This is a genomic window from Microbaculum mangrovi, from assembly GCF_051390635.1.
Classification (GTDB): Bacteria; Pseudomonadota; Alphaproteobacteria; order Rhizobiales; family Tepidamorphaceae; genus Microbaculum.
Genome location: NZ_JBPODT010000004.1, coordinates 328,251 through 348,843 on the forward strand (window position 1 = coordinate 328,251; position 20,593 = coordinate 348,843).

At 70.2% G+C, this 20,593-nt stretch carries 15 protein-coding genes; 8 read left to right on the top strand and 7 right to left on the bottom strand.

Annotated elements, in window-relative coordinates; genetic code table 11:
* The first annotated feature begins 14 nt into the window (after window positions 1-14).
* From hutI to hisD, 5 genes are all read left to right on the top strand, one after another.
* Entirely contained in the window at window positions 15-1,241 is a 1,227-nt protein-coding gene (hutI, locus tag ACSF9G_RS18325) for an imidazolonepropionase (RefSeq protein ID WP_436643561.1), read from the top strand.
* Complete coding sequence (gene hutH / locus ACSF9G_RS18330) at window positions 1,238-2,788, top strand: histidine ammonia-lyase (protein ID WP_436643562.1); 1,551 nt, start codon at window positions 1,238-1,240, stop codon at window positions 2,786-2,788. Before hutI ends, hutH begins: the two co-directional genes overlap by 4 nt.
* On the top strand, window positions 2,785-3,684 hold the full coding sequence (locus ACSF9G_RS18335) for an N-formylglutamate amidohydrolase (protein WP_436643563.1): 900 nt from the start codon (window positions 2,785-2,787) through the stop codon (window positions 3,682-3,684). The genes hutH and ACSF9G_RS18335 overlap by 4 nt, the downstream gene beginning before the upstream one ends.
* Window positions 3,681-5,357: a urocanate hydratase gene (hutU, locus tag ACSF9G_RS18340; protein WP_436643564.1), complete on the top strand. Its 1,677-nt coding sequence runs from the start codon at window positions 3,681-3,683 to the stop codon at window positions 5,355-5,357. Before ACSF9G_RS18335 ends, hutU begins: the two co-directional genes overlap by 4 nt.
* A gap of 436 nt (window positions 5,358-5,793) precedes the next feature.
* Window positions 5,794-7,116, top strand: coding sequence for a histidinol dehydrogenase (gene hisD, locus ACSF9G_RS18345; RefSeq protein ID WP_436643565.1), 1,323 nt, complete (start codon window positions 5,794-5,796; stop codon window positions 7,114-7,116).
* A gap of 349 nt (window positions 7,117-7,465) precedes the next feature.
* Here the strand turns inward: hisD and mdoH are convergent, their stop codons facing one another.
* The 5 genes from mdoH to ACSF9G_RS18370 all read right to left on the bottom strand — a co-directional run bounded on the left by mdoH (window position 7,466) and on the right by ACSF9G_RS18370 (window position 15,771).
* Window positions 7,466-9,628 (bottom strand): glucans biosynthesis glucosyltransferase MdoH, encoded by a 2,163-nt coding sequence (gene mdoH, locus ACSF9G_RS18350; RefSeq protein WP_436643566.1) that lies wholly within the window; start codon window positions 9,626-9,628, stop codon window positions 7,466-7,468.
* The gene (locus tag ACSF9G_RS18355) at window positions 9,616-11,184 is read right to left on the bottom strand and encodes an OpgD/OpgG family glucan biosynthesis protein (RefSeq protein ID WP_436643567.1); all 1,569 of its coding nucleotides are present in this window, start codon (window positions 11,182-11,184) and stop codon (window positions 9,616-9,618) included. The genes mdoH and ACSF9G_RS18355 overlap by 13 nt, the downstream gene beginning before the upstream one ends.
* 273 nt (window positions 11,185-11,457) lie before the next feature.
* The gene (locus tag ACSF9G_RS18360) at window positions 11,458-12,678 is read right to left on the bottom strand and encodes an efflux RND transporter periplasmic adaptor subunit (protein ID WP_436643568.1); all 1,221 of its coding nucleotides are present in this window, start codon (window positions 12,676-12,678) and stop codon (window positions 11,458-11,460) included.
* 10 nt (window positions 12,679-12,688) lie between these two features.
* Window positions 12,689-15,046: an ABC transporter permease gene (locus tag ACSF9G_RS18365; RefSeq protein ID WP_436643569.1), complete on the bottom strand. Its 2,358-nt coding sequence runs from the start codon at window positions 15,044-15,046 to the stop codon at window positions 12,689-12,691.
* Window positions 15,047-15,048: 2 nt separating this feature from the next.
* Window positions 15,049-15,771 carry an ABC transporter ATP-binding protein gene (locus tag ACSF9G_RS18370; protein ID WP_436643570.1) on the bottom strand — a complete coding sequence of 241 codons (723 nt, stop codon included), beginning with the start codon at window positions 15,769-15,771 and terminating at the stop codon, window positions 15,049-15,051.
* A gap of 243 nt (window positions 15,772-16,014) precedes the next feature.
* Between ACSF9G_RS18370 and ACSF9G_RS18375 the strand changes: the two genes are divergently transcribed.
* From ACSF9G_RS18375 to ACSF9G_RS18385, 3 genes are read left to right on the top strand one after another with little or no spacing between them, the layout of a single operon-like run.
* Window positions 16,015-16,929, top strand: a complete 915-nt coding sequence (locus ACSF9G_RS18375; RefSeq protein ID WP_436643571.1) for an NAD-dependent epimerase/dehydratase family protein — start codon at window positions 16,015-16,017, stop codon at window positions 16,927-16,929.
* 17 nt (window positions 16,930-16,946) lie between these two features.
* The gene (locus tag ACSF9G_RS18380; RefSeq protein ID WP_436643572.1) at window positions 16,947-18,065 is read left to right on the top strand and encodes a glycosyltransferase family 4 protein; all 1,119 of its coding nucleotides are present in this window, start codon (window positions 16,947-16,949) and stop codon (window positions 18,063-18,065) included.
* A 5-nt stretch (window positions 18,066-18,070) separates the two neighbouring features.
* Window positions 18,071-18,364 (top strand): hypothetical protein, encoded by a 294-nt coding sequence (locus tag ACSF9G_RS18385; RefSeq protein WP_436643573.1) that lies wholly within the window; start codon window positions 18,071-18,073, stop codon window positions 18,362-18,364.
* On the opposite strand, the gene choV is transcribed toward ACSF9G_RS18385, so the two are convergent.
* Together choV and choW are read right to left on the bottom strand one after the other, a co-directional pair.
* A complete protein-coding gene (choV, locus tag ACSF9G_RS18390; protein WP_436643574.1) occupies window positions 18,361-19,527 on the bottom strand; it encodes a choline ABC transporter ATP-binding protein in 1,167 nt (388 codons plus the stop codon). The genes ACSF9G_RS18385 and choV overlap by 4 nt on opposite strands.
* A 3-nt stretch (window positions 19,528-19,530) precedes the next feature.
* Window positions 19,531-20,376, bottom strand: coding sequence for a choline ABC transporter permease subunit (choW, locus tag ACSF9G_RS18395; protein WP_436643575.1), 846 nt, complete (start codon window positions 20,374-20,376; stop codon window positions 19,531-19,533).
* Window positions 20,377-20,593: the final 217 nt, after the last annotated feature.

The window sequence follows — 20,593 nt, forward strand, 5'->3', positions numbered from 1 at the left end:
GGAGGCGAAGCGCGATGCAGGTCGACCGTCTTTGGACGAATGGCCGGCTGATGACGATGGTCCCGGGGGTTCCGGGGGCCCCGGGCACGCCGGGTCTCGGCGTGGTCGAGGCCGGCGCCGTGGCCGAGGAGGCCGGGCGGATCGTCTTCGCCGGGCCGATGGCCGACCTGCCCGGCGATCTCGACGCCAGGGACCGCACCGACCTCGAGGGCCGCTGGGTGAGCCCCGGCCTGATCGATTGCCATACCCATCTGGTTCACGGCGGTGACCGCGCCCGGGAATTCGAGCTGCGCCTGGCCGGCGCCAGCTACGAGGAGATCGCGCGCGCCGGCGGCGGCATCCGCTCGACGGTCGCCGCGACGCGGGCGGCGAGCGAGGACGAGCTCGTCGCCTCGGCGCTGCCCCGTCTCGATGCGCTCCTGGCCGAGGGTGTCACCACCGTCGAGATCAAGTCGGGCTACGGCCTGGAGACCGAGGCGGAGACCCGGATGCTGTTCGCGGCGCGACGGCTCGCCGACGAACGGCCGGTGACGGTCACGACGACCTTCCTCGGCGCCCATGCCGTGCCGCCGGAGTTCGAGGGCGACGCCGATGGCTATATCCACACGGTCTGCCGCGAGCAGCTTGCCTCGATCGCCGCCGACAACCTGGCCGATGCCGTCGACGGGTTCTGCGAGACCATCGCCTTCTCGCCGGACCAGATGGCGCTGGTCTTCGACGCGGCGCAGGCGCTGGGCCTGCCGGTGAAGCTGCACGCCGAGCAGCTTTCCAATCTCGGCGGCGCCAGGCTCGCCGCGCGCTACGGCGCACTGTCGGCCGACCATCTCGAATATCTCGACGAGGACGGCGTCGCGGCGATGGCCCATGCCGGCCTGACGGCGGTGCTGCTGCCCGGCGCGTTCTACTTCCTGCGCGAGACGCAGGTCCCGCCGGTCGACGCGCTGCGGCTCGCCGGCGTGCCGATCGCGGTGGCCACCGACTGCAATCCCGGCTCCTCGCCGCTGACCTCGCCGCTCGTCGCCCTGAACATGGCGGCGACACTGTTTCGCCTGACCGTCGAGGAATGCCTGCTGGGCGTCACCCGCAACGCCGCGCGCGCGCTCGGCCGGCTCGGCGACATCGGCACCCTGGAACCCGGCAAGGCCTGCGACCTCGCCATCTGGAACATCGAGACGCCGGCCGAACTGGTCTACCGCATCGGCTTCAACCCGCTGCAGGCGCGCGTGTGGAGAGGAAAATGACCGACACGATCGTCCTGAGCCCCGGCGCGGTCGACCTGGCGACGCTCGAGCATATCTATCGGTCCAATGCCCCCGTGCGGCTCGATCCGTCCTGCCGGGCCGCGGTCGAGCACTCGGCACGCATCATCGCGGACGCCGCCGCCGGCGCCGCGGCGGTCTACGGCGTCAACACCGGCTTCGGCAAGCTCGCCTCCAGGCGCATCGCGCCGGAGGACACGGCCCGCCTGCAGCGCAACCTGATCCTGTCGCACGCCTCCGGCGTCGGCGAGGCGCTGAGCGCGCCGGTGGTGCGGCTGATGATGGCGCTGAAGCTGCTGTCGCTGGGGCGCGGCGCCTCGGGCGTGCGCTGGCAGATCATCGATCTCCTGGAAGGCATGCTGGACAAGGCGGTCACGCCGGTCGTGCCGTCGCAGGGCTCGGTCGGCGCGTCCGGCGATCTGGCGCCGCTGGCGCATGTGACGGCGGTGATGATCGGCGAGGGCGAGGCGGTCCTCGAGGGCCGGCGCATGCCCGGCGCCGACGCGCTGATGCTCGCCGGGCTGAAACCGATCGCGCTCGGGCCCAAGGAAGGGCTCGCCATGATCAACGGCACCCAGTGCTCGACGGCGCTGGCGCTGGCGGGCCTGTTCGGCGCCTGGCGGCTGGCGCTGTCCTCGCTGGTCACCGGGGCGCTGTCGACGGACGCCTGCATGGGCTCGGCGGCGCCGTTCCGCCCGGAGGTGCAGGCGCTGCGGGGCCATGCGGGACAGAGCGACGCCGCCGCCGCGCTGCATGCCCTGATCGGCGGTTCGGAAATCCGCGAATCCCACCGCGACGGCGACGAGCGGGTGCAGGACCCCTATTGCATCCGCTGCCAGCCGCAGGTCGCCGGGGCCTGCCTCGGCGTGATGCGGCAGGCCGGCGAGACGCTGCGCATCGAGGCCAACGCGGCGACCGACAATCCGCTCGTCGTCATCGAGGACGGATCGATCATCTCCGGCGGCAACTTCCACGCCGAGCCGGTGGCCTTCGCCGCCGACCAGATCGCCCTGGCCATCGCCGAGCTCGGCTCGATCGCGCAGCGGCGGATCGCCATGCTGGTCAATCCGGCGCTGTCCTACGGCCTGCCGGCGTTTCTCGCCCCGCAACCCGGGCTTAACTCGGGCTTCATGATCGCCGAGGTGACGTCGGCGGCGCTGATGGCGGAGAACAAGCAGCGCGCCAATCCCTGCTCGGTCGATTCGACGCCCACCAGCGCCGATCAGGAAGACCACGTGTCGATGGCCTGCCACGCCGCGCGCCGGCTTACCGACATGAACGCCAACCTGACCCGCATCCTCGGGATCGAATGGCTGGTCGCGGCGCAGGGCGTCGACCTGCGGGCGCCGCTCAGGACCAGCGCCACGCTGCAGAAGGCCGTCGCCACGCTGCGCACCGAGGTCGCGGCGCTGGCGGACGACCGCTATCTCGCCCCCGACCTCGAAGCCGCCTCGCGCCTCGTTGGCGAAGGCGCCGCGCTGGCCGCGGTCTCCGACGTCGCCCTGCCGCGGCTGGAGGACCGGACATGATGGACGACATCGTCCGCGTTCGCCGGGGCGGCAGCCCGCTGATCCTGTCCATGCCCCATTCCGGCACCGAGATCCCGCCGGAGGTCGCCAAGCGGCTGAACGAGACCGGGCTTTCGGTTCCCGATACCGACTGGTGGATACCGCGCCTCTACGATTTCGCCGACGGCCTCGACGCCACCGTCGTCGAGGCGAGGCTGTCGCGCTACGTGATCGACGTGAACCGCGACCCGTCCGGCGCCTCGCTCTATCCCGGCCGGGCGACGACCGAGCTGTGCCCGACCACCACCTTCGACGGCGAGCCGATCTACCAGGACGCCATGGCGCCGGGCGTGCTCGAGACCGGCATCCGCCGCGACCGCTATTTCTGGCCCTACCACATCGCCCTGCGCAGCGAGATCGACCGCGTGCACGAGGCGCACGGCTACGCGCTGCTCTACGACTGCCATTCGATCCGCTCGGTGGTGCCGCGCCTGTTCGCGGGAACGCTGCCGGTGTTCAACATCGGCACCAATGACGGACAGTCGTGCGCGCCCGAGATCGAGGCCGCCATCTCCGACGCCGTCGCCGAGGCCTGCGCCGAGGCCTGTGCCGCCGCATCGGACGGCCCAGCGCACCAACCTCCTCGGGACGAGGGATCGGAAAGCGACCTCACCTATATCGTCAACGGCCGCTTCAAGGGCGGCTGGATCACCCGCCATTTCGGCGAGCCGGATTCGCGCGTCCACGCCGTCCAGATGGAGCTCGCGCAAACGGCCTACATGCTGGAAGCGGCGCCCTGGACCTTCAACGAGGACGGAGCCGCGCGCATGCGGCCGGTCCTGCGCCGGGTTCTCGACGCCCTGATCGAGGCCGGCGCCCGCATTGCCGGCGCCCGCATCGAAGGAGAAAACCGATGACCGTACACGGCCGCATCGACAACGCCCGTGAGATCCGCTCGCCGCGCGGGACCGAGCTGTCCGCCAGGAGCTGGCTCACCGAAGCGCCGCTGCGGATGCTGATGAACAATCTCGATCCCGACGTCGCCGAGAACCCGCACGAGCTCGTCGTCTATGGCGGCATCGGCCGGGCGGCGCGCGACTGGGCATCCTACGACCGGATCGTCGCGGCATTGCGGACGCTGGGGGACGACGAAAGCCTGCTGATCCAGTCGGGCAAGCCGGTCGGCGTGTTCAAGACCCATCCGGACGCCCCGCGCGTGCTGATCGCCAACTCCAACCTGGTGGCGCACTGGGCCGACTGGGAGCATTTCAACGCGCTCGATGCCCAGGGCCTGATGATGTACGGCCAGATGACCGCGGGCTCGTGGATCTATATCGGTAGCCAGGGCATCGTTCAGGGCACCTACGAGACCTTCGCCGAGATGGGCCGCCAGCACTATGGCGGCGACCTGGCGGGCAAATGGATCCTGACCGGCGGCCTCGGCGGCATGGGCGGGGCGCAGCCGCTGGCGGCCACCATGGCCGGCGCCTCGATGCTCGCCGTCGAATGCCGGCCCTCGCGCATCGAGATGCGGCTGCGCACCGGCTATCTCGACATCCAGGCCAGGGACCTCGACGAGGCACTCGAGATCATCCGGCGGTCCTGCGCCGAGAAGAAGCCGGTCTCGGTCGGCGTGCTCGGCAACGCCGCGCTGATGTTCCCGGAGCTGGTGCGGCGCGGCGTCGTGCCCGATGCCGTCACCGACCAGACCTCGGCGCACGATCCCCTGAACGGCTACCTGCCCGCCGGCTGGACGCTGGAGCAATGGGACGAGCGGCGCGTCAGCGATCCCGCCGCGACGATCCGCGAGGCCAAGCTGTCGATGAAGGATCAGGTCGAGGCGATGCTGTGGTTCCACCGCGAGGGCGTGCCGACCTTCGACTACGGCAACAACATCCGCCAGATGGCGCTGGAAGCGGGATGTACCGACGCCTTCGCGTTCCCCGGCTTCGTGCCGGCCTATATCCGGCCGCTGTTCTGCCGGGGCGTCGGGCCGTTCCGCTGGGCGGCGCTGTCGGGCGACCCGGAGGACATCTACCGCACCGATCAGAAGGTGAAGGAGCTGATCCCCGACGATCCCCACCTGCACACCTGGCTCGACATGGCGCGCGAGCGCATCCAGTTCCAGGGCCTGCCCGCCCGCATCTGCTGGGTCGGCCTCGGCGACCGCGACCGGCTGGGCCTGGCGTTCAACGAGATGGTGGCGAAGGGCGAGTTGAAGGCGCCGGTCGTCATCGGCCGCGACCATCTCGATTCCGGATCGGTGGCGAGCCCCAACCGCGAGACCGAGGCGATGATGGACGGCTCCGACGCGGTGGCCGACTGGCCGCTGCTCAACGCGCTGCTCAACTGCGCGTCGGGGGCGACCTGGGTGTCGATCCACCACGGCGGCGGCGTCGGCATCGGCTTCTCGCAGCATTCGGGCATGGTGATCGTCGCCGACGGCACCGAGGCGGCGGCGCGCCGGCTCGCCCGCGTGCTGTGGAACGACCCGGCCTCCGGCGTGATGCGACATGCTGACGCGGGATACGACATCGCCATTCGCTGCGCCCGCGAAAAACGCCTGACTCTCCCGTCGCTCGACGATTGATAGCCGCCTGATCGCGCCGGGAGAAACCTACGGGATTCCCCGGATGCGACAGTTTGCGCACTCGCCTCGTTTCATGCGCAACAATATATGCGCCGCAGCATCAACCGCTGCGACCTGCTGCGAAACGAGGGGCATCCCATGCGCAACAAGACTGTTCTCGGCATCCGGCGATTCGGCGACCGGCTCATCGCCTTCGGCCTGTTCGCTCTCCTCGCCTCGCCGTTCCTCCTGGCCCGCATCTGATCCGGGCCATCTAATCTGGCGCAATTGAATTCCGCGCGCCCGAGTCCGTCGGGCGCCGCCCGAGCAGCGCCAGCCCCGTCTTCCCGTCATCGCGATCCGTTTCACCGGTCCGGCCGTCCGTCCTGGCCGGCTTGAGCCGTTCGCGCGGATGGCTTAGAGCCTGACCGGAAGACCGATCCGGAAAGGCGCCCCGATGTCCTCCATCGCCGTACACGACCTCACCCGCCTCGACGCGGCCGCGCGCGCCGAGCTGCTTCGGCGCAGCGAGGCGGACCTGTCCGCGTATCGCGACAAGGTCGCCCCGATCATCGAGGCGGTACGGACGCGCGGCGACGCGGCGCTGGCCGAATTCGGCCGCGAGTTCGACCATGCCGACGTCACCGCCGACGCGCTGGCGGCGACCCCGGCCGATTTCGACGCCGCCGAGGCCGCGCTCGACGACGAGATCAAGGAGGCGATGGCCTTCGCCGCCGAACGCATCCGCCGCTTCCACGCCCGCCAGATGCCCGAGGACATGTGGCTCGAGGACATGGGCGACGGCGTCATGGCCGGCGAGCGCTCGCTGCCGATCCCCTCGGTCGCCTGCTACGTGCCGCGCGGCAAGGGCGCGTTTCCCTCGGTCGCACTGATGACGACGATCCCCGCCGTCGTCGCCGGCGTCGAACGGGTGATCGTGGTGACACCGCCGACGCCGGACGGCGGCATCGACGACGCCACGCTCTATGCCTGCCGGCTCGCCGGCGTCACGGAGGTCTACAAGTGCGGCGGCGCGCAGGCCGTGGCCGCCTGCGCCTACGGCACGGAAACGGTGCCGAAGGTGGCCAAGATCGTCGGGCCGGGCTCGCCGTGGCTGGTCGCCGCGATGCAGGCGCTCGCCGACGTCATCGACGTCGGCCCGCCGGCCGGTCCGAGCGAATCCATCGTCATCGCCGACTCCACCGCCGATCCCCGCGTCACCGCCCTCGACCTTCTCAACGAGGCCGAGCACGGACCGGATTCCTCCGCCTTCCTGGTCACCGACGACCGCGTGCTCGCCGACAGGGTGATCGCCGAGATCGAGACGCTGTTCGCGCATATGGGCGAGACGCGGATCTCCTATTGCCGCACCGTCCTGGGTGGGACCAACGGCGGCGTGGTGATCGCCGCCGACATGGACGCGGCCTGCGCCTTCGTCAACGACTACGCGCCCGAGCACCTGATGGTCGAAAGCGCCAACCCGTGGGCCTACGTGCCGAAGCTGAAGCATGCCGGCGAGATCCTGCTCGGCGGCCATACCGCGATCGCGGTCGCCAACTACGTGCTCGGCCCGAACCACGTGCTGCCGACCGGCGGCTGGGCGCATACCCGCTCGCCGCTGTCGGTGTTCGACTACCTGAAGCGGCAGACCATCGCCTACATCACCGAGGACGGCTATCCCGGCCTGGCGCCGCAGGCGCGCGTCCTTGCCCGCTACGAAGGCTTCGAGGCCCACGCCAACGCAGTCTCGAAACTGCGCGAGGGCGGCGACAAGCCGTAGGTGGAACTTGCCTCTTGCCGCTCACGCCCGCGAAGGCGGGAGTCGGGTTGCGGCGTTGCAGGGCCGTGCCTCAAGCCGGACGATCCCCGCTTTCGCGGGGATGAGCGGGAAAGGGGTAGCCGATCTGGTCCGCCACCCTGAACGCCAGCCATGTCCAGCGGACACCGACAGCGCTGAAGGCGTCGAGGCCCCTCACCCGGGACCGGCGGCGCCGGCCCCGACCGCTCCCCGGCGGGGAGAGGTGGCGGCATCGCGGCAGCTACACCTCTCCCAGGGGGAGAGGTCGACGCGAAGCGGCGGGTGAGGGGCATAGACGCCGAAGGCTTATGCCATCCCGGCAGGTTCGGGCCTATTCGGCCGCCTTGGCGTGCGGCAGCAGGGCGAGACGATCGAGGCCCTGGCAGTCGGCGAGCACGGCGAGCTTTTCGCGCGGCGACAGGTAGCGCACGGCCTCCTCTATGCTGCCCGCCGCGTCGAGACGCGCCAGCGCCAGCACCAGGGTCTCGTCGATGCCGCCGCGCCCGTGCGGGCGGGCCGGCGTCAGGCAGGCGCGGTGGAAGGCGAGCAGCGCCGGATCGGACAGGAGGCGATCGCAGGCCTCGCGCGGCGCGCCGATCCGCTCGGCGAGTTCCGCCGCGGTCGCCTCGGCCCGGGTCAGGATCGGCGGCGGGGCGCTCTCCTCCGGGATCGACAGGAGGCGCGCCCGGCGCAGGGCGAGGCCGGCGCCGAGGCGCGCGGTCAGCGCCGAGACCGGGGCGGCCAGCAGCAGGCCGAGCACGGCGGGGCTCATCCAGGCGAGAACCTGCGGCGACACGGCCCAGGCGCTGGCTCCGAGCAGGACGCCGAGCACGGTGTGGGGGCGATGGCGCCGGAACACCTCGGCGAAGGGAACGGTGCCGTCGTCGCGGCGCTGCGGATTCCAGCCGGCATCGCGGCCGAGCACGATGTCGGCGACGGCGGCTGACTGGATCGCCATCATCACCGGGGCGAGCAGCGCGGCCAGCAGCGATTCCACCAGAACGCTGGCCGTGCCGCGGACGATGCCGCCGATGCCGGCGCGCACCTTGCGGTCGGTCAGCGCAACGACCAGCCCGAACAGCTTGGGCAGGAACAGGATCGCCATGGTGACCACGAACAGGCCGATGGCCCGTTCGGAATCGATCACCGGCCAGCTCGGGAACAGCTGGAACTGCTCGGTGAAGTATTCCGGCCGGATGAACCGCGCCTGCAGGGCGAGCAGCAGGCCCGCGATCAGGAACATCAGCCAGACCGGCGAGGCGACGTAGGACATGATGCCGGTCACCATGTGGACACGGCTCGGCCATTTCAGCCCGCGCGCCACGACGATCTTGGCATGCTGGAGATTGCCCTGGCACCAGCGCCGGTCGCGGGTGGCGAGATCGATCAGGCTCGGCGGGCTCTCCTCGTAGGAGCCGGCGAGGGTGGGGGCGAGCAGCACCGACCAGCCGGCCCGGCGCAGCAGCGCGGCCTCGACGAAATCATGGCTCATGATGTGGCCGCCGAAGGGCGGCCTGCCGCGCAGGGTGGGCAGTCCCGCCGCGCCGACGAAGGCCTCGGTGCGGATGATGGCGTTGTGGCCCCAGTAGTTGCCGACGCCGCGGGCCCAGGCGCCGAGCCCCGCCGCCATCACCGGTCCGTAGACGCGTCCGGCGAACTGCTGCAACCGGGCGAACAGCGTGTTGCGGTTGACGATCGCCGGCACGGTCTGGATCAGTCCGGCCTGGGGACTTTCTTCCATGGCAAGCGCCAGACGGATCAGCGTCTCCGGTTCCATCAGGCTGTCGGCGTCGAGAATGACGAAGAAGGGATAGGCCGCGCCGAAGCACTTGCACCATTCGGCGATGTTGCCGGCCTTCTTCTCGGTGTTGTGGCGGCGACGGCGATAGAACACGCGGGCGCGGCGGGCGCGGCGGCGGATCAGGGCGCGGAACGCCGCCTCCTCGGCGATCCAGACGTCGGGGTCGGTCGAATCGCTGAGGACGTAGACGTCGAAGGCATCGCTCGCCCCGGCCTCGGCAAGGCCTTCGGCGGTCGCGGCGGCGGCGGCGAAAACCCGGACGGCGTCCTCGTTATAGGCGGGGAGCAGGACGGCGGTGCGGCCCGAGGGCACGCGGTTGTCACGGGCCGGCACCGTGAATATGCCCCACCCGGTGAGCAGCGCCAGCGCGCCCAACGTCGCCGACGTGAAGGCGTACGCGATCCAGACGATGTTGACGACGAACAGCGCCAGCATCGCCGCCTCGATCGGCGTCAGCCCGGCGACGGCGAGAACGCCGTACATCTCGTTGACCAGGATCGCCGACAGAACCACCGCGCCGCCGAAGACGACGAGCCGCGGTATCCAGGCCCAACGGTCGGGCGCGGCGTGGCGCATCGGTTGCGGGATCCGCCGCAGATCCTGGATCGGCATGCCCAGCGGGGCTTCGGCCGGCAGCGGCGAATCCGGCAGGACGATCGGTTCGTTGGCGGGTACCCTGGTCACTCCGCCCATCGGCAGACCCACACTTCGGATATGCGCTCGCCGTCCTTGAGCAGGGCGCAGCGCAGATCGACGCCGTCGGTGCCGGCCGGGTCGAAGCCGAAAGCGACCCGGCGGCCGCCGGTCTCCGGATTGAACTGGATCGTGCCGGGCGACACCGTGCCGGCGGACGCGGAAATGTCCGGCACCACGGCCTCCTCGGGCGACAGGCCGGCGAGCGGGCCGCCGGCGAAATCGATGACGATCAGCCGGTCGTCCGGCGGCGTGCTCGAGCCGTCGGCGGGAACCTGCCCGTTCATCGTGCCGACGACGCGGGCCACGCCCTGGTCGGTCGGAATCTCGTTGCACCAGTAGAGCCGATAGGTGACCTGCTGGTCCTCGCCGGCCCTGATCGGCTCGGCGGGCCGCCAGAAGGCGACGATATTGTCGTGGACCTCGGAATTGGTCGGGATCTCGATCAGGATCACCGAGCCCGTGCCCCAGTCGCCGATCGGCTCGACCCAGACGCTGGGGCGGCGCTCGTAGCGCGCCTCGAGATCCTGATAGGCGTCGAACTTGCGCGAGCGCTGCAGCAGGCCGAAGCCCTGCGGGTGCTCGTCGAGAAAGGCGCTGATCTGCAGCCGCGCGGGGTTGACCAGCGGCCGCCAGATCCACTCGCCGCGGCCGTTCCAGACGAGCAGGCCGTCGGAATCGTGGACGGCGGGACGGAAATCGTCGATGCCGGCGCGGTCCTGCGGGCCGAAATAGAACATGCTGGTGAGCGGGGCGAGACCGACCTTGTCGATATCGGTGCGCGGGTACAGCGTCGCCTCGACGTCGATGACCGTGTCGGCGCCGGGGCGGATGGTGAAGCGATAGGCGCCGGTCGCGCTGGGGCTGTCGAGCAGCGCGTGCACGACGACCGAATTCGCGCCCGGCCGCGGCTTCTCGATCCAGAACTCGCGGAAGGCCGGGAACTCCTCGCCATCGGGCTCGGCCGTGCCGATGGCAAGGCCACGCGCCGACAGGCCGTAGGCCTGGCCCTTGCCGATGGCGCGGAAGTAGCTCGCGCCCTGGAACACCGCGTACTCGTCGAGATAGTCGGGACGGTTGAGGGGGCCGTGCAGGCGGAACCCGGAGAACCCGACATCTTCGGCCGGCACCGGCTGTGGCACCAGCGGGCCGTAGTCGAACAGCTCCGGCGAGAACACGACGTGCCGGCTCGCCCCGTCGGCGACGAGGTTGATCGACACCGGCTCGTCATAGACATGGCCGAGATGGAACAGCTGCATCTCGACCGGCAGCTGCTCGCCCCGCCAGATCGCCGCGTCGGTGCGGTAGCGGATGTCGCGGAACTGATCGTAGGTGAGATCGCGGATGGCGCCGGGCACCTCGGAGAGGTGCGGCACGAACGGCTCGGCGGCGAGCTCCCTGGCGCGGGCGCGAACCGCGGCCGGCGCGAAGGGTTGGGGATCGCCGACCCGCAGCAGCGGCCCGTCGCCGGCGGCCATGGCCTCCATCGGCCAGGTCCGCTGCGCGGCCGCAGCCGCGATGCCCAAAAACACAAGACCCCTGCGGGTCAACGCCATTTGGTACACCTCCAGCCGCCGCCCCGGGACGCCGGACCATTTCCCCTCGAAATGGTCCGCCCGGAAGCGTTCGTCATACCGTCCAGTCGGGAAGGCACCGTCGAAGCGCGGCACGTGGCGCACCTATAGCCATTCGCGTGGCGGTTGGCCATACGAATGTTGCGCCGCACAACCACGGTCGACCCCCGGATGCCGTATTGATTCCGGCTTCTCGGGACAACATTGTGGCAAACTTCGGCGATAATCGCCTTTATTGGCCTGTTTTTTCTGTATTCAGAGCGCCTGGACGTCGCGGGCGGCCACGCGGACGCCGTCGGCGATCCGGTCGCTCGGGTGCAGAACCACCCGTTCGCCCTCATTCAGACCGTCCACGATCGCGGCGTGGCGGGCGTTGCGCGCACCGAGCGTCACCGTGCGCAGCCGGGCCCGGCTTTCGGCGTCGACCACGAACACCGCCCAACTCGCGCCGCGCCGGAACAGCGCGCCGAGCGGCACCAGCAGGGCCTCCTGCCGGTCGACGATGACATGCACGACCACGCGGTAGTCGTGACCGAGGCTGCTCCATTTCGACGGCGGATCGACCAGATCGAGCACCGCCTTGACCCGCTGCTCCTCGATGCCGAGGGCGGAGACCTTGGTGAAACCGGCGCTCTCGATGCGCCGCACCCTGGCGGTCAGCGTCGGCCCGCCCCAGCCGTCGATCCGCGCCTCGGCATCATGGGGCACGCGGACCGCGTCGGACGACAGCAGGTCGACGGCGATCTCCAGGTTGACCGGATCGCCGATCTGGACGAGCGCCGTGCCGGCGGGGACGACCTGCTCGCTCTCCGTGTCGATCTTGAGCACCTCGCCATCGACCGGCGCATCCACCTCGACGCAGCAGTTCTCCCCGCTGGCGGCTTCCTGCATCGCTTCGGGGCCGATCAGGGCCGCCTGGGCGCGTTCGAGCTCGCGCTTGCGCACCTCCAGCGTTGCGTTGGCGCTGGCAAGGCGGGCGGCGGCGGTATCGACCTCCAGTTGGGCCTGCTGGTGGGTGCGCTCTGAGATGATGTTGCGCCGTATCAGCTCGTCGGCGCGGCCGGCCTCGCTCTTGGCGAAATCGAGCTGCGACTGCGCCTCGGTGACCTGCGCCTGGGCCAGCGTCACGGCGGCCTTGGCGGCGGCGATCGCGCCCTCCGCCTCGCGCCGCGAGCGCACGTCGAGGAACGCCGGCGCCGTCGGCTGGATGACGGCGACCACGGTATCGTTGGCCACGACCTTGTCGCCGACCTCGAGCGGCGAACGCATCACCTTGCCGGCGATCGGCGCGGACACCGTGTAGACGTCGCGGATGCGGGATATGCCCTCCTCGTCGACGGTGACCTCGAGCACGCCCGGCCCGATGACGGCGAGATCGGCGGGAATCGGCTGCGGCCAGAAGGCCCAGGCGATCGCGCCCGCCACCCCCGCGGCGGTGGCGACCATGACGGCCGGACGGACCCAGTTGAAAGCCATGACGCCCTTCCTATTCCCGTGTCTTGAGGACCTCGACGAGGTCCAGCCGGTTGATGCGCCGCTTGACGATCAGCGCCGAGGCGACGGCGGCGCCGAGCACCACCAGGCTCGACATCGCGTAGGTCTCGCGACCGATGACCAGCGGCACCCGGTAGAGCTCGCTCTGGAAGCCCTGCACCGTCGCCCACGCCACCAGATAGCCGAGCGCCCAGCCGAGCGGCAGCGACGCCAGGACCAGCACCGCGAGCTCGCCCAGCAGGATCCACGAAACCTCCGCCCGGGTGAAGCCCAGAACCCGCAGGCTCGCCAGCTCCCGGCCGCGCTCCGACAGCTGGATGCGGGCGGAGTTGTAGACGACCCCGAAGGCGATCACCATGGCCAGGCCGGTATAGACCGAGATCATGATGTCGATGTTCTCGGCCAGCGTCTGCCGGAACTTCTCGAGCGATTTCTTCTGCAGCGCGATCGAGCCGACCATCGGCATGTCCTTGACGGCGGCGAACAGCGCGTCGGACTGCGCCTCGTCGATCGCCAGGTGCACGCCGGTGATCATCGGGCCCTCCAGCATGAGCCGGTTCACCGCCTCGATGTCCATGTAGGACAGAAGGCCGATATAGCCCTGGATGATCGCGGTGACGGGCATCTCGACGATGCGCTTGCGGCCTTCCAGCGTCTCGATCTCGACGATGTCGCCGACGCGGACGCCGAGGATCCCGGCCAGTGCCTCCGAAGGGGCGAAGCCGGTCTCGGGCAGCGTCACCGGCCGAAAGCCGGTATCGATGACGCGGCTCAGGTCGGTGCCGGCGGGCTTGCCGATGATCGGCACGCGCCGCTCGATATGGCCGTGCCGCACCTTGACGGCGACGGCGCGGGTCGGCTCGGCGGTGAGCACGCCCGGCAGCCGTTGCACGTCGGCGATGACGCTGATCGGCCGTTCCTGGGTGAATTCTAGCGTGGCGTCCTGCCGATCGGCCTGGAAATAGGTGAAGTCGATCATGAACTCGACCGAATCCAGCGCGAACAGCGAGGCCAGCAGGACGGCGGCGGACAGCGAGATGCCGAACACGGTCAGGCCGGCGCGCACCGGCCAGCGCAGGATGTGCCGGCCGATCATGATCGTGACCTGGGAAAAATGGCGCAGCCAGCCATTGGCGAACAGGCGGCGGTAGCGCGGCGGCGCCGGGGCGTGCATGGCGACGGCCGGCGGCAGCCGGACCACCGACCAGACCGCGCGCGCGCCGCCGGCGACGGCGGCGCCGACCGTGACGAAGACGGCGACCGCATAGATGTCCGGGCCCCACAGGAACACCAGGAAGGGGAAGTGGTAGAAATCGCCGTAGAGCCTGGTCAGCCCGAAGCCGAGCCAGGTGCCGGCGATGCCGCCGACGACGATGCCGATCACGGCGATGGCGGCGACGAACTTCAGGTAGTGCACACCGATGGTCATCGCCCGATAGCCGAGCGCCTTCATCAGGCCGATCTGCTCGCGCTCGAGCGCCACCAGGCGGCTCAGGATCATGTTGATCAGGAAGGCGGCGACGAACAGGAAGATCGGCGGCAGCACGCGCGCCATCGCCTGGAGCTGAAGCAGCTCGGCATCGAGGAAGGCATGGCTCTGCTGGTCCTTGCGGCCGTAGGCGCCGCGCCCGCCGTAGCGCTCCAGCAGCGTGTCGATGCGCTCGATGACATCGGCTTCCGAGGCGCCGCGCAGCAGCTTGACGGAGACCTGCGAGAACGCGCCGTCGAGATCGAAGGCCGCCTCCATCGCCTTGCGCGACATCCAGCCGACCGCGAAGCGCGAATCGTCGGGCATCAGGTCCCACGGCCCGAGCGCGTAGATGTATTCCGGCGATAGCGCGACGCCGACGATGGTCAGCCTGCGCTTGCGGCCCTCCATGATGGCGTGGAAGCTGTCGCCGGGCACGAAACCGTGCGCTTTGGCGAAGGCCTCGTTGACGACGACCTCGTCGGGATGGGCGGGATCGGGCGTGCGGCCCTGGCGGATATAGAGCCGGTTGAGCACCTGCTCGCCGATTTCGGGCATGGAGACCAGCGCCGCGGTGGCGGGGACCGAGAAGCCCTCGATATCGAGGATCGCGGTCTTGACGATGCGCGTCTCGACGGCGGCGACACCGGGAATCCGGGCGATCTCGTCGGCCAGCCATTCCGGCGCGCGGGTGGCGTTGGCGAAGACGTCGGCGAAGCGGTAGCGCTCGTAATAGGTCTCCCGCGTCTCGTTGAGCGAGCGATAGGCGCCGACGGCGAGCACCAGCGTGGCGACACCGGCGGCCATGACCATCGCGATGGCGATCACCTGCGTCTTCAGGCGCCAGAGGTCTCGCAGCAGTTTGCGATCAAGCGCCGCCATGGCTACCAGGTTATCTCCGAGGCCGGGCGGCGGGTCTCGTTGACGTCGATCCGCGCGACCCGGCCGTCGGCGAAATGGACGACACGGTCGGCGATATCGCCGATCGCCACGTTGTGGGTGATGACGGCGGTGGTGGTGCCCAGTTCCGTGTTCACGTGGACGAGCGCTTCCAGAACCCGCACGCCGGTCTTGGAATCGAGCGCGCCGGTCGGCTCGTCGCAGAACAGCACTTCCGGCCGCTTGGCGATCGCCCGGGCGATGGCGACGCGCTGCTGCTCGCCGCCCGACAACTGTGCGGGGAAATGATCGAGGCGATCGCCCAGACCCACCATCTCGAGCGCCTCCTCCGGCCGCATCGGATCGACGGCGATCTCGGTGACGAGCGAGACGTTCTCGCGCGCCGTCAGGCTCGGCACCAGATTGTAGAACTGGAACACGAAGCCGACGTTCTCGCGCCGGTACAGGGTCAGCTCGCGCTCCCTGAACGCGGTCAACTCGGTGCCGCGGAACAGGACGCTGCCCGCCGTGGCGTGGTCCAGCCCGCCGAGGATGTTGAGCAATGTCGACTTGCCGCTGCCCGACGGGCCGAGCAGGACCAGGAATTCGCCCTCGCGGATGTCGAGGTCGACGCCGCGCAGGGCGTGTACCGCGACCTCGCCGGTGTGATAGACCTTGGTCAGATTGTTGACGACGAATACCGGGACGCTGGACTCTGGTTCGTTCACGACGTTTCCTTGCCCGGCGAAAGACCGCGAGCCCCCGGCCCCATCACGCCGGGGATTGAGACAGGAGCCCGCCATGACCGGCATCGACGGGACGGGACACCATACCGCGATTTATGTCCAGATGGAGGGCGGGTCGCGGCCCCCGGTCCTGTTGCCGCCCCAAGCGCTAGCATTTTTCCGGTCGATTGCCACGTCTCGACCCGAGGGGTACAAGTCGCCGAAATCCACCCGCAGTCGGACGCCATGGCTTCGCGCATTCTCCTGACCGGCGGCAACGGCTTCATCGGCCGCCATGCCCTCGACTCACTCGCCGGCAGCGGCGCGGAGGTGCACGCCACCGTGCGCGGCGAGCCGAGGACCCAGGTTCCCGGCGTCACCTGGCACCGGCTCGACCTGCTCGACCACGCCGCCCGCGCCCGTCTCGTCGAGACGGTGCAGCCGGACACGATCGTGCACTTCGCCTGGAACGTCGAGCACGGGAAGTTCTGGACCACGCCGGAGAACCTCGACTGGGTCGGCGCCAGCCTCGACCTCGCGCGCCGCGCCGCCGAGACCGGCCTGAAGCGCTTCGTGGGCCTGGGCACCTGCTTCGAATACGCGCCGCAGACGACCGAGGACTGCGACGAGCGGACGACCCCGATCGATCCGTTCATGGTCTACGGCACGGCGAAGGACGCGACCCGGCGCGTGCTGGAAGCGTTCGCCCGGCAGACCTCCCTGTCCTGGGCCTGGGGGCGGTTCTTCCTGCTCTACGGGCCCGACGAGACGCCGACGCGGCTTGTGCCGCAGGTCGCCCAGCGGATCATCAAGGGCGAGCCGGCGCCGATCGGCACGCTGGAGCGGCCGCGCGACTTCATGGATTCGCGCGACGCCGGCGCGGCCACCGCGGCGCTGGCGTTGTCGGCGGTCGAGGGGCCGGTGAACATCGCCTCGGGCCACGCCAGCTCGGTGCGCGACGTCGCCGAGACCATCGCCCGGATCGCCGGACGGCCCGAGCTCGTCAAGGTCGGCGCGTTCCCCGACCGCGACGAGCCGGAGCGGATCGTCGCCAATGTCGACCGGCTGACCGGCGAGGTCGGCTTCAAGGCGATCCGGCCGCTGGAACAGGGGCTTGGCGAAGCGCTCGACTGGTGGCGGGCGACGCTGGCCGACACGTGACCGGACCGTCCGACACGATGCGCTTGGCCGTCGTCCTGCCCCGCAACATGCACTACGCGCCGGACCGGGCGACGTCGATCGACCTGTGCGCGCGCGACTTCGTGCTGCATTCGCGCTTTCGCGACGGCATCACCGTGATCGGCGGCAAGGTGAAATGGCCGTTCACCGACGTGCCCTATATCGGCGTCGAGGACATCGACAAGGCGTTCGGGCCGTTCTCGTTCTCGCCCGTGCGCGCGGCGATCGAGCGGGCCAATCCCGACGTCATCCTGGTGCACCAGTATCCGCCGGCCGCGGCCCGCATCCAGGCGGGCATTCCGCGCATTCCCGTCGTGCTGCAGCGGCACAACATGCAGCCGCAACGCTGGGTCGGCCACCGGCTGTGGCGCGACCGGTTCTACCGCAGCCTCGCCGGCGTCATCTTCGTCTCCGAGGCCGCGCGGGCGAGCTATACCGGGCGGGCGTCGTCGGCCGTCGTCTATAACGGCATCGACACGCGCACCTTCGTGCCGGCGGACGAGAAGGAGCCCATCGTGCTGTTCGCCGGGCGCGCGGTGCCGGAGAAGGGTGTCGAGCAGTTCGCGGAAGCCGCGGCGAAGGCGCTGCAGGACCGGCCCGGCTGGCGCGCGGTGCTGGCACTGGGCGGCGGCAAGGCGGCGGAGGCGACGGTGGCGCGGGTGCGGCACCATCTCGGGCCGCTTGGGGCGCGCGCGGAAATCCTCGCCGACCTGCCGCATACCGATGTCATGGACCTGTTCGCCCGCGCCGCCATCGCGGCGGTGCCGAGCGTCTGGGCCGAGCCGTTCGGCCGCACCGCGCTGGAGGCGATGACGAGCGGAGCCGCCGTGATCACCTCGGGGCGCGGCGGCCTGTCGGAGGTGGTCGGCGATACCGCCATCGTCACGGGATCGGTGGAGCCGGCGGATTTCGCCGCTGCCATCGCCCGGCTGATCGACGACGACGCGGAGCGGCAGCGCCTGCAAGCGGCCGGGCGCGATCGGGCGGTGCATTTCTTCGACATCCGCACCGTCACCGCCAGCTTCGACGACCTGCTGGCGGATGTCGGCGGCCTCGATCCGGACGCGCACGTCCCCGGCGCGATGCGTGTGCCCGCCGGCGAGGACCCGCTATGGTGAGGGCCATGACCTATGACGACTTCCGCGCCTCGCTGAGCCTCGACGCTCCGCCGTCCGATCTGCCGGCGACGCTGGCCGCGCTGTGGCACCTGGACAAGGACGACTGGCACGCCGCGCACGAGATCGTGCAGGCGATCGAAAGCCGGGACTCGGCCTGGGTGCACGCCCATCTGCACCGGGTCGAGGGCGACCTCTGGAACGCCGACTACTGGTATCGTCGCGCCGGCAGGACGCGCCCCGAGACGTCGCTGGAGGACGAACGCGCGGCGATGATCGCCGCACTGCTCCAGGCCGCCTAGGACCGCCCGAGCAATCCGTCGTAGATCTCGGCGTCGCCGACCTTGCCGATCACCGTGCCGTCCTCGACGACGAGAACGGGCAGGCCGGTGACGAGGCGGGCGCGCATCAGGTCGCGTACCGGGGTCTCCGGCGCGCAGGTGCAGACCATGCCCGGCGCCGGCTCCGCCTCGCCGAGGGCGGCCAGCGCGGCATCGCCGCCATCGCGGCGGACCGATCCATCGGCCGCGAGCGCGAGGCCGGCGGCGGCATCGAGCACGCGGGCGCCGTCGCGTGTGTCGCAGTCCGCTATTCTGGTCATCAGCTCGACGGCGCGCAGCACCGACAGCGGGTTCATGTGGGCGACGAAATCGGCGACGTAGTCGTTGGCCGGATCGAGCACGATGTCGTGCGGCGTGCCGAACTGGACGACGCGGCCGCCCTCCATGATGGCGATCTTGTTGCCGATCTTCAGCGCCTCGTCGAGATCGTGGCTGACGAAGATGATGGTGCGCTTCAGGCGCTGCTGCAGCTCCAGCAGCTCGTCCTGCAGGCGCGCGCGGATCAGCGGATCGAGCGCGGAGAACGGCTCGTCCATCAGCAGGATCGGCGCGTCGGTGGCGAACGCGCGGGCGAGGCCGACGCGCTGCTGCATGCCGCCGGACAGCTCGTGCACCTGCTTGCCGCCCCAGGACGACAGGCCGACCAGCTCGAGCTGGGCGGCGACGCGGGCCTTGCGCTCGGCCGCCGGCATGCCGGCGAGCTCGAGGCCGAAGCCGACATTGTCCTCGACCGTGCGCCAGGGCAAGAGGCCGAACTGCTGGAACACCATGGCGACGCGATGCCGGCGCAGGCGCCGCAGCTCGTCGGGCGAGCAGGTATTGGGATTAACGAAGCGGTCGCCGTCGCGCACCAGCACCTCGCCGCGGATGATCCGGTTGAGGCCGTTGACCGCGCGCAGCAGCGTCGACTTGCCGGAGCCCGACAGGCCCATCAGCACGACGATCTCGCCCTCGCCGACGTCGAGCGTGCAGCCGCAGGCGCCGAGGATCTGGCCGGTCTCCTGCTGAATCTCCTCGCGGCTGCGGCCCGCGTCGATCAGCGGCAGCGCCGTCTGCGGCGCCTTGCCGAAGACGATGTCGACGTCGGTGAAGCGAACCGCGGGTTCCGCCTTGCGCTCCGGCATCGCTCAGCCCCGTCCGCCGGTCGGTCCGGGCCGGAAGAAGCGGTCGAGCACGATCGCCACCAGGACGATGGCGACGCCGACCTCGAAGCCGCGGGCGATGTTGACCTGGTTCAGCGCCCGCAGCGTCGGCACGCCGAGCCCGTCGGCGCCGACCAGGGCGGCGATCACCACCATCGACAGCGACAGCATGATGGTCTGGGTCAGCCCGGCCATGATGTTGGGCAGGGCATAGGGCAGCTCGACCTTCCACAGGAGCTGGCGCTTCGTCGCGCCGAAGGCCTCGCCGGCCTCGATCAGCGCCTGCGGCGTCGAGGAAATGCCGAGCTGGGTCAGCCGGATCGGCGCCGGCACGGCGAAGATCACCGTCGCGATCAGGCCGGGCACCATGCCGAGGCCGAACAGGATCAGCGCCGGGATCAGATAGACGAAGGTCGGGATCGTCTGCATCAGGTCGAGGACCGGCCGCAGCCCCTCGTAGAGCCAGGGCCGGTGCGCGGCGGCGACGCCGACGGGAACGCCGACGGCCATGCACACGACAGTCGCGGAGATCACCAGCGCCAGCGTCTCTGTGGTCTCCTCCCAGTAGCCCTGGTTGATCACCAGGAGCATCGACAGCAGCACGAAGATCGGAAACGACAGGCTGCGCCGCACCACCCAGGCGAGGGCGACGGTGAAGGCGACGATGACCAGGGGATGCGGCGTCTGCAGCACCCACAGGATGCCGTCGATCATGTGCTCGAGCACGAGCGCGATGAAGTCGAACAGCCAGGCCGCGTTGGCCGTCAGCCAGTCGACGAAGGCCTTGGCCCACTGGCCGATGGGAATCTTGTGCTCGACGAGCCATTCCATGCGTCGCCCCCCTTCCCGGGTTCGTGTCCCCGGTTCGTGCCGGGTTCGTCTCCGGCGTTGGTCCGGCACGGCGCCACGCGTCCTTGAACGCGGGGCGCCGTGCCGGATATTAGCGCGATATCCCCCCGGCCGAAGCCTTATCGCGCTGTAGATCCCGGCAGCCTATCGTTTGCGGCCGCCCGATTTCCGATGTCCGCTCGTCCCCGCGAAAGCGGGG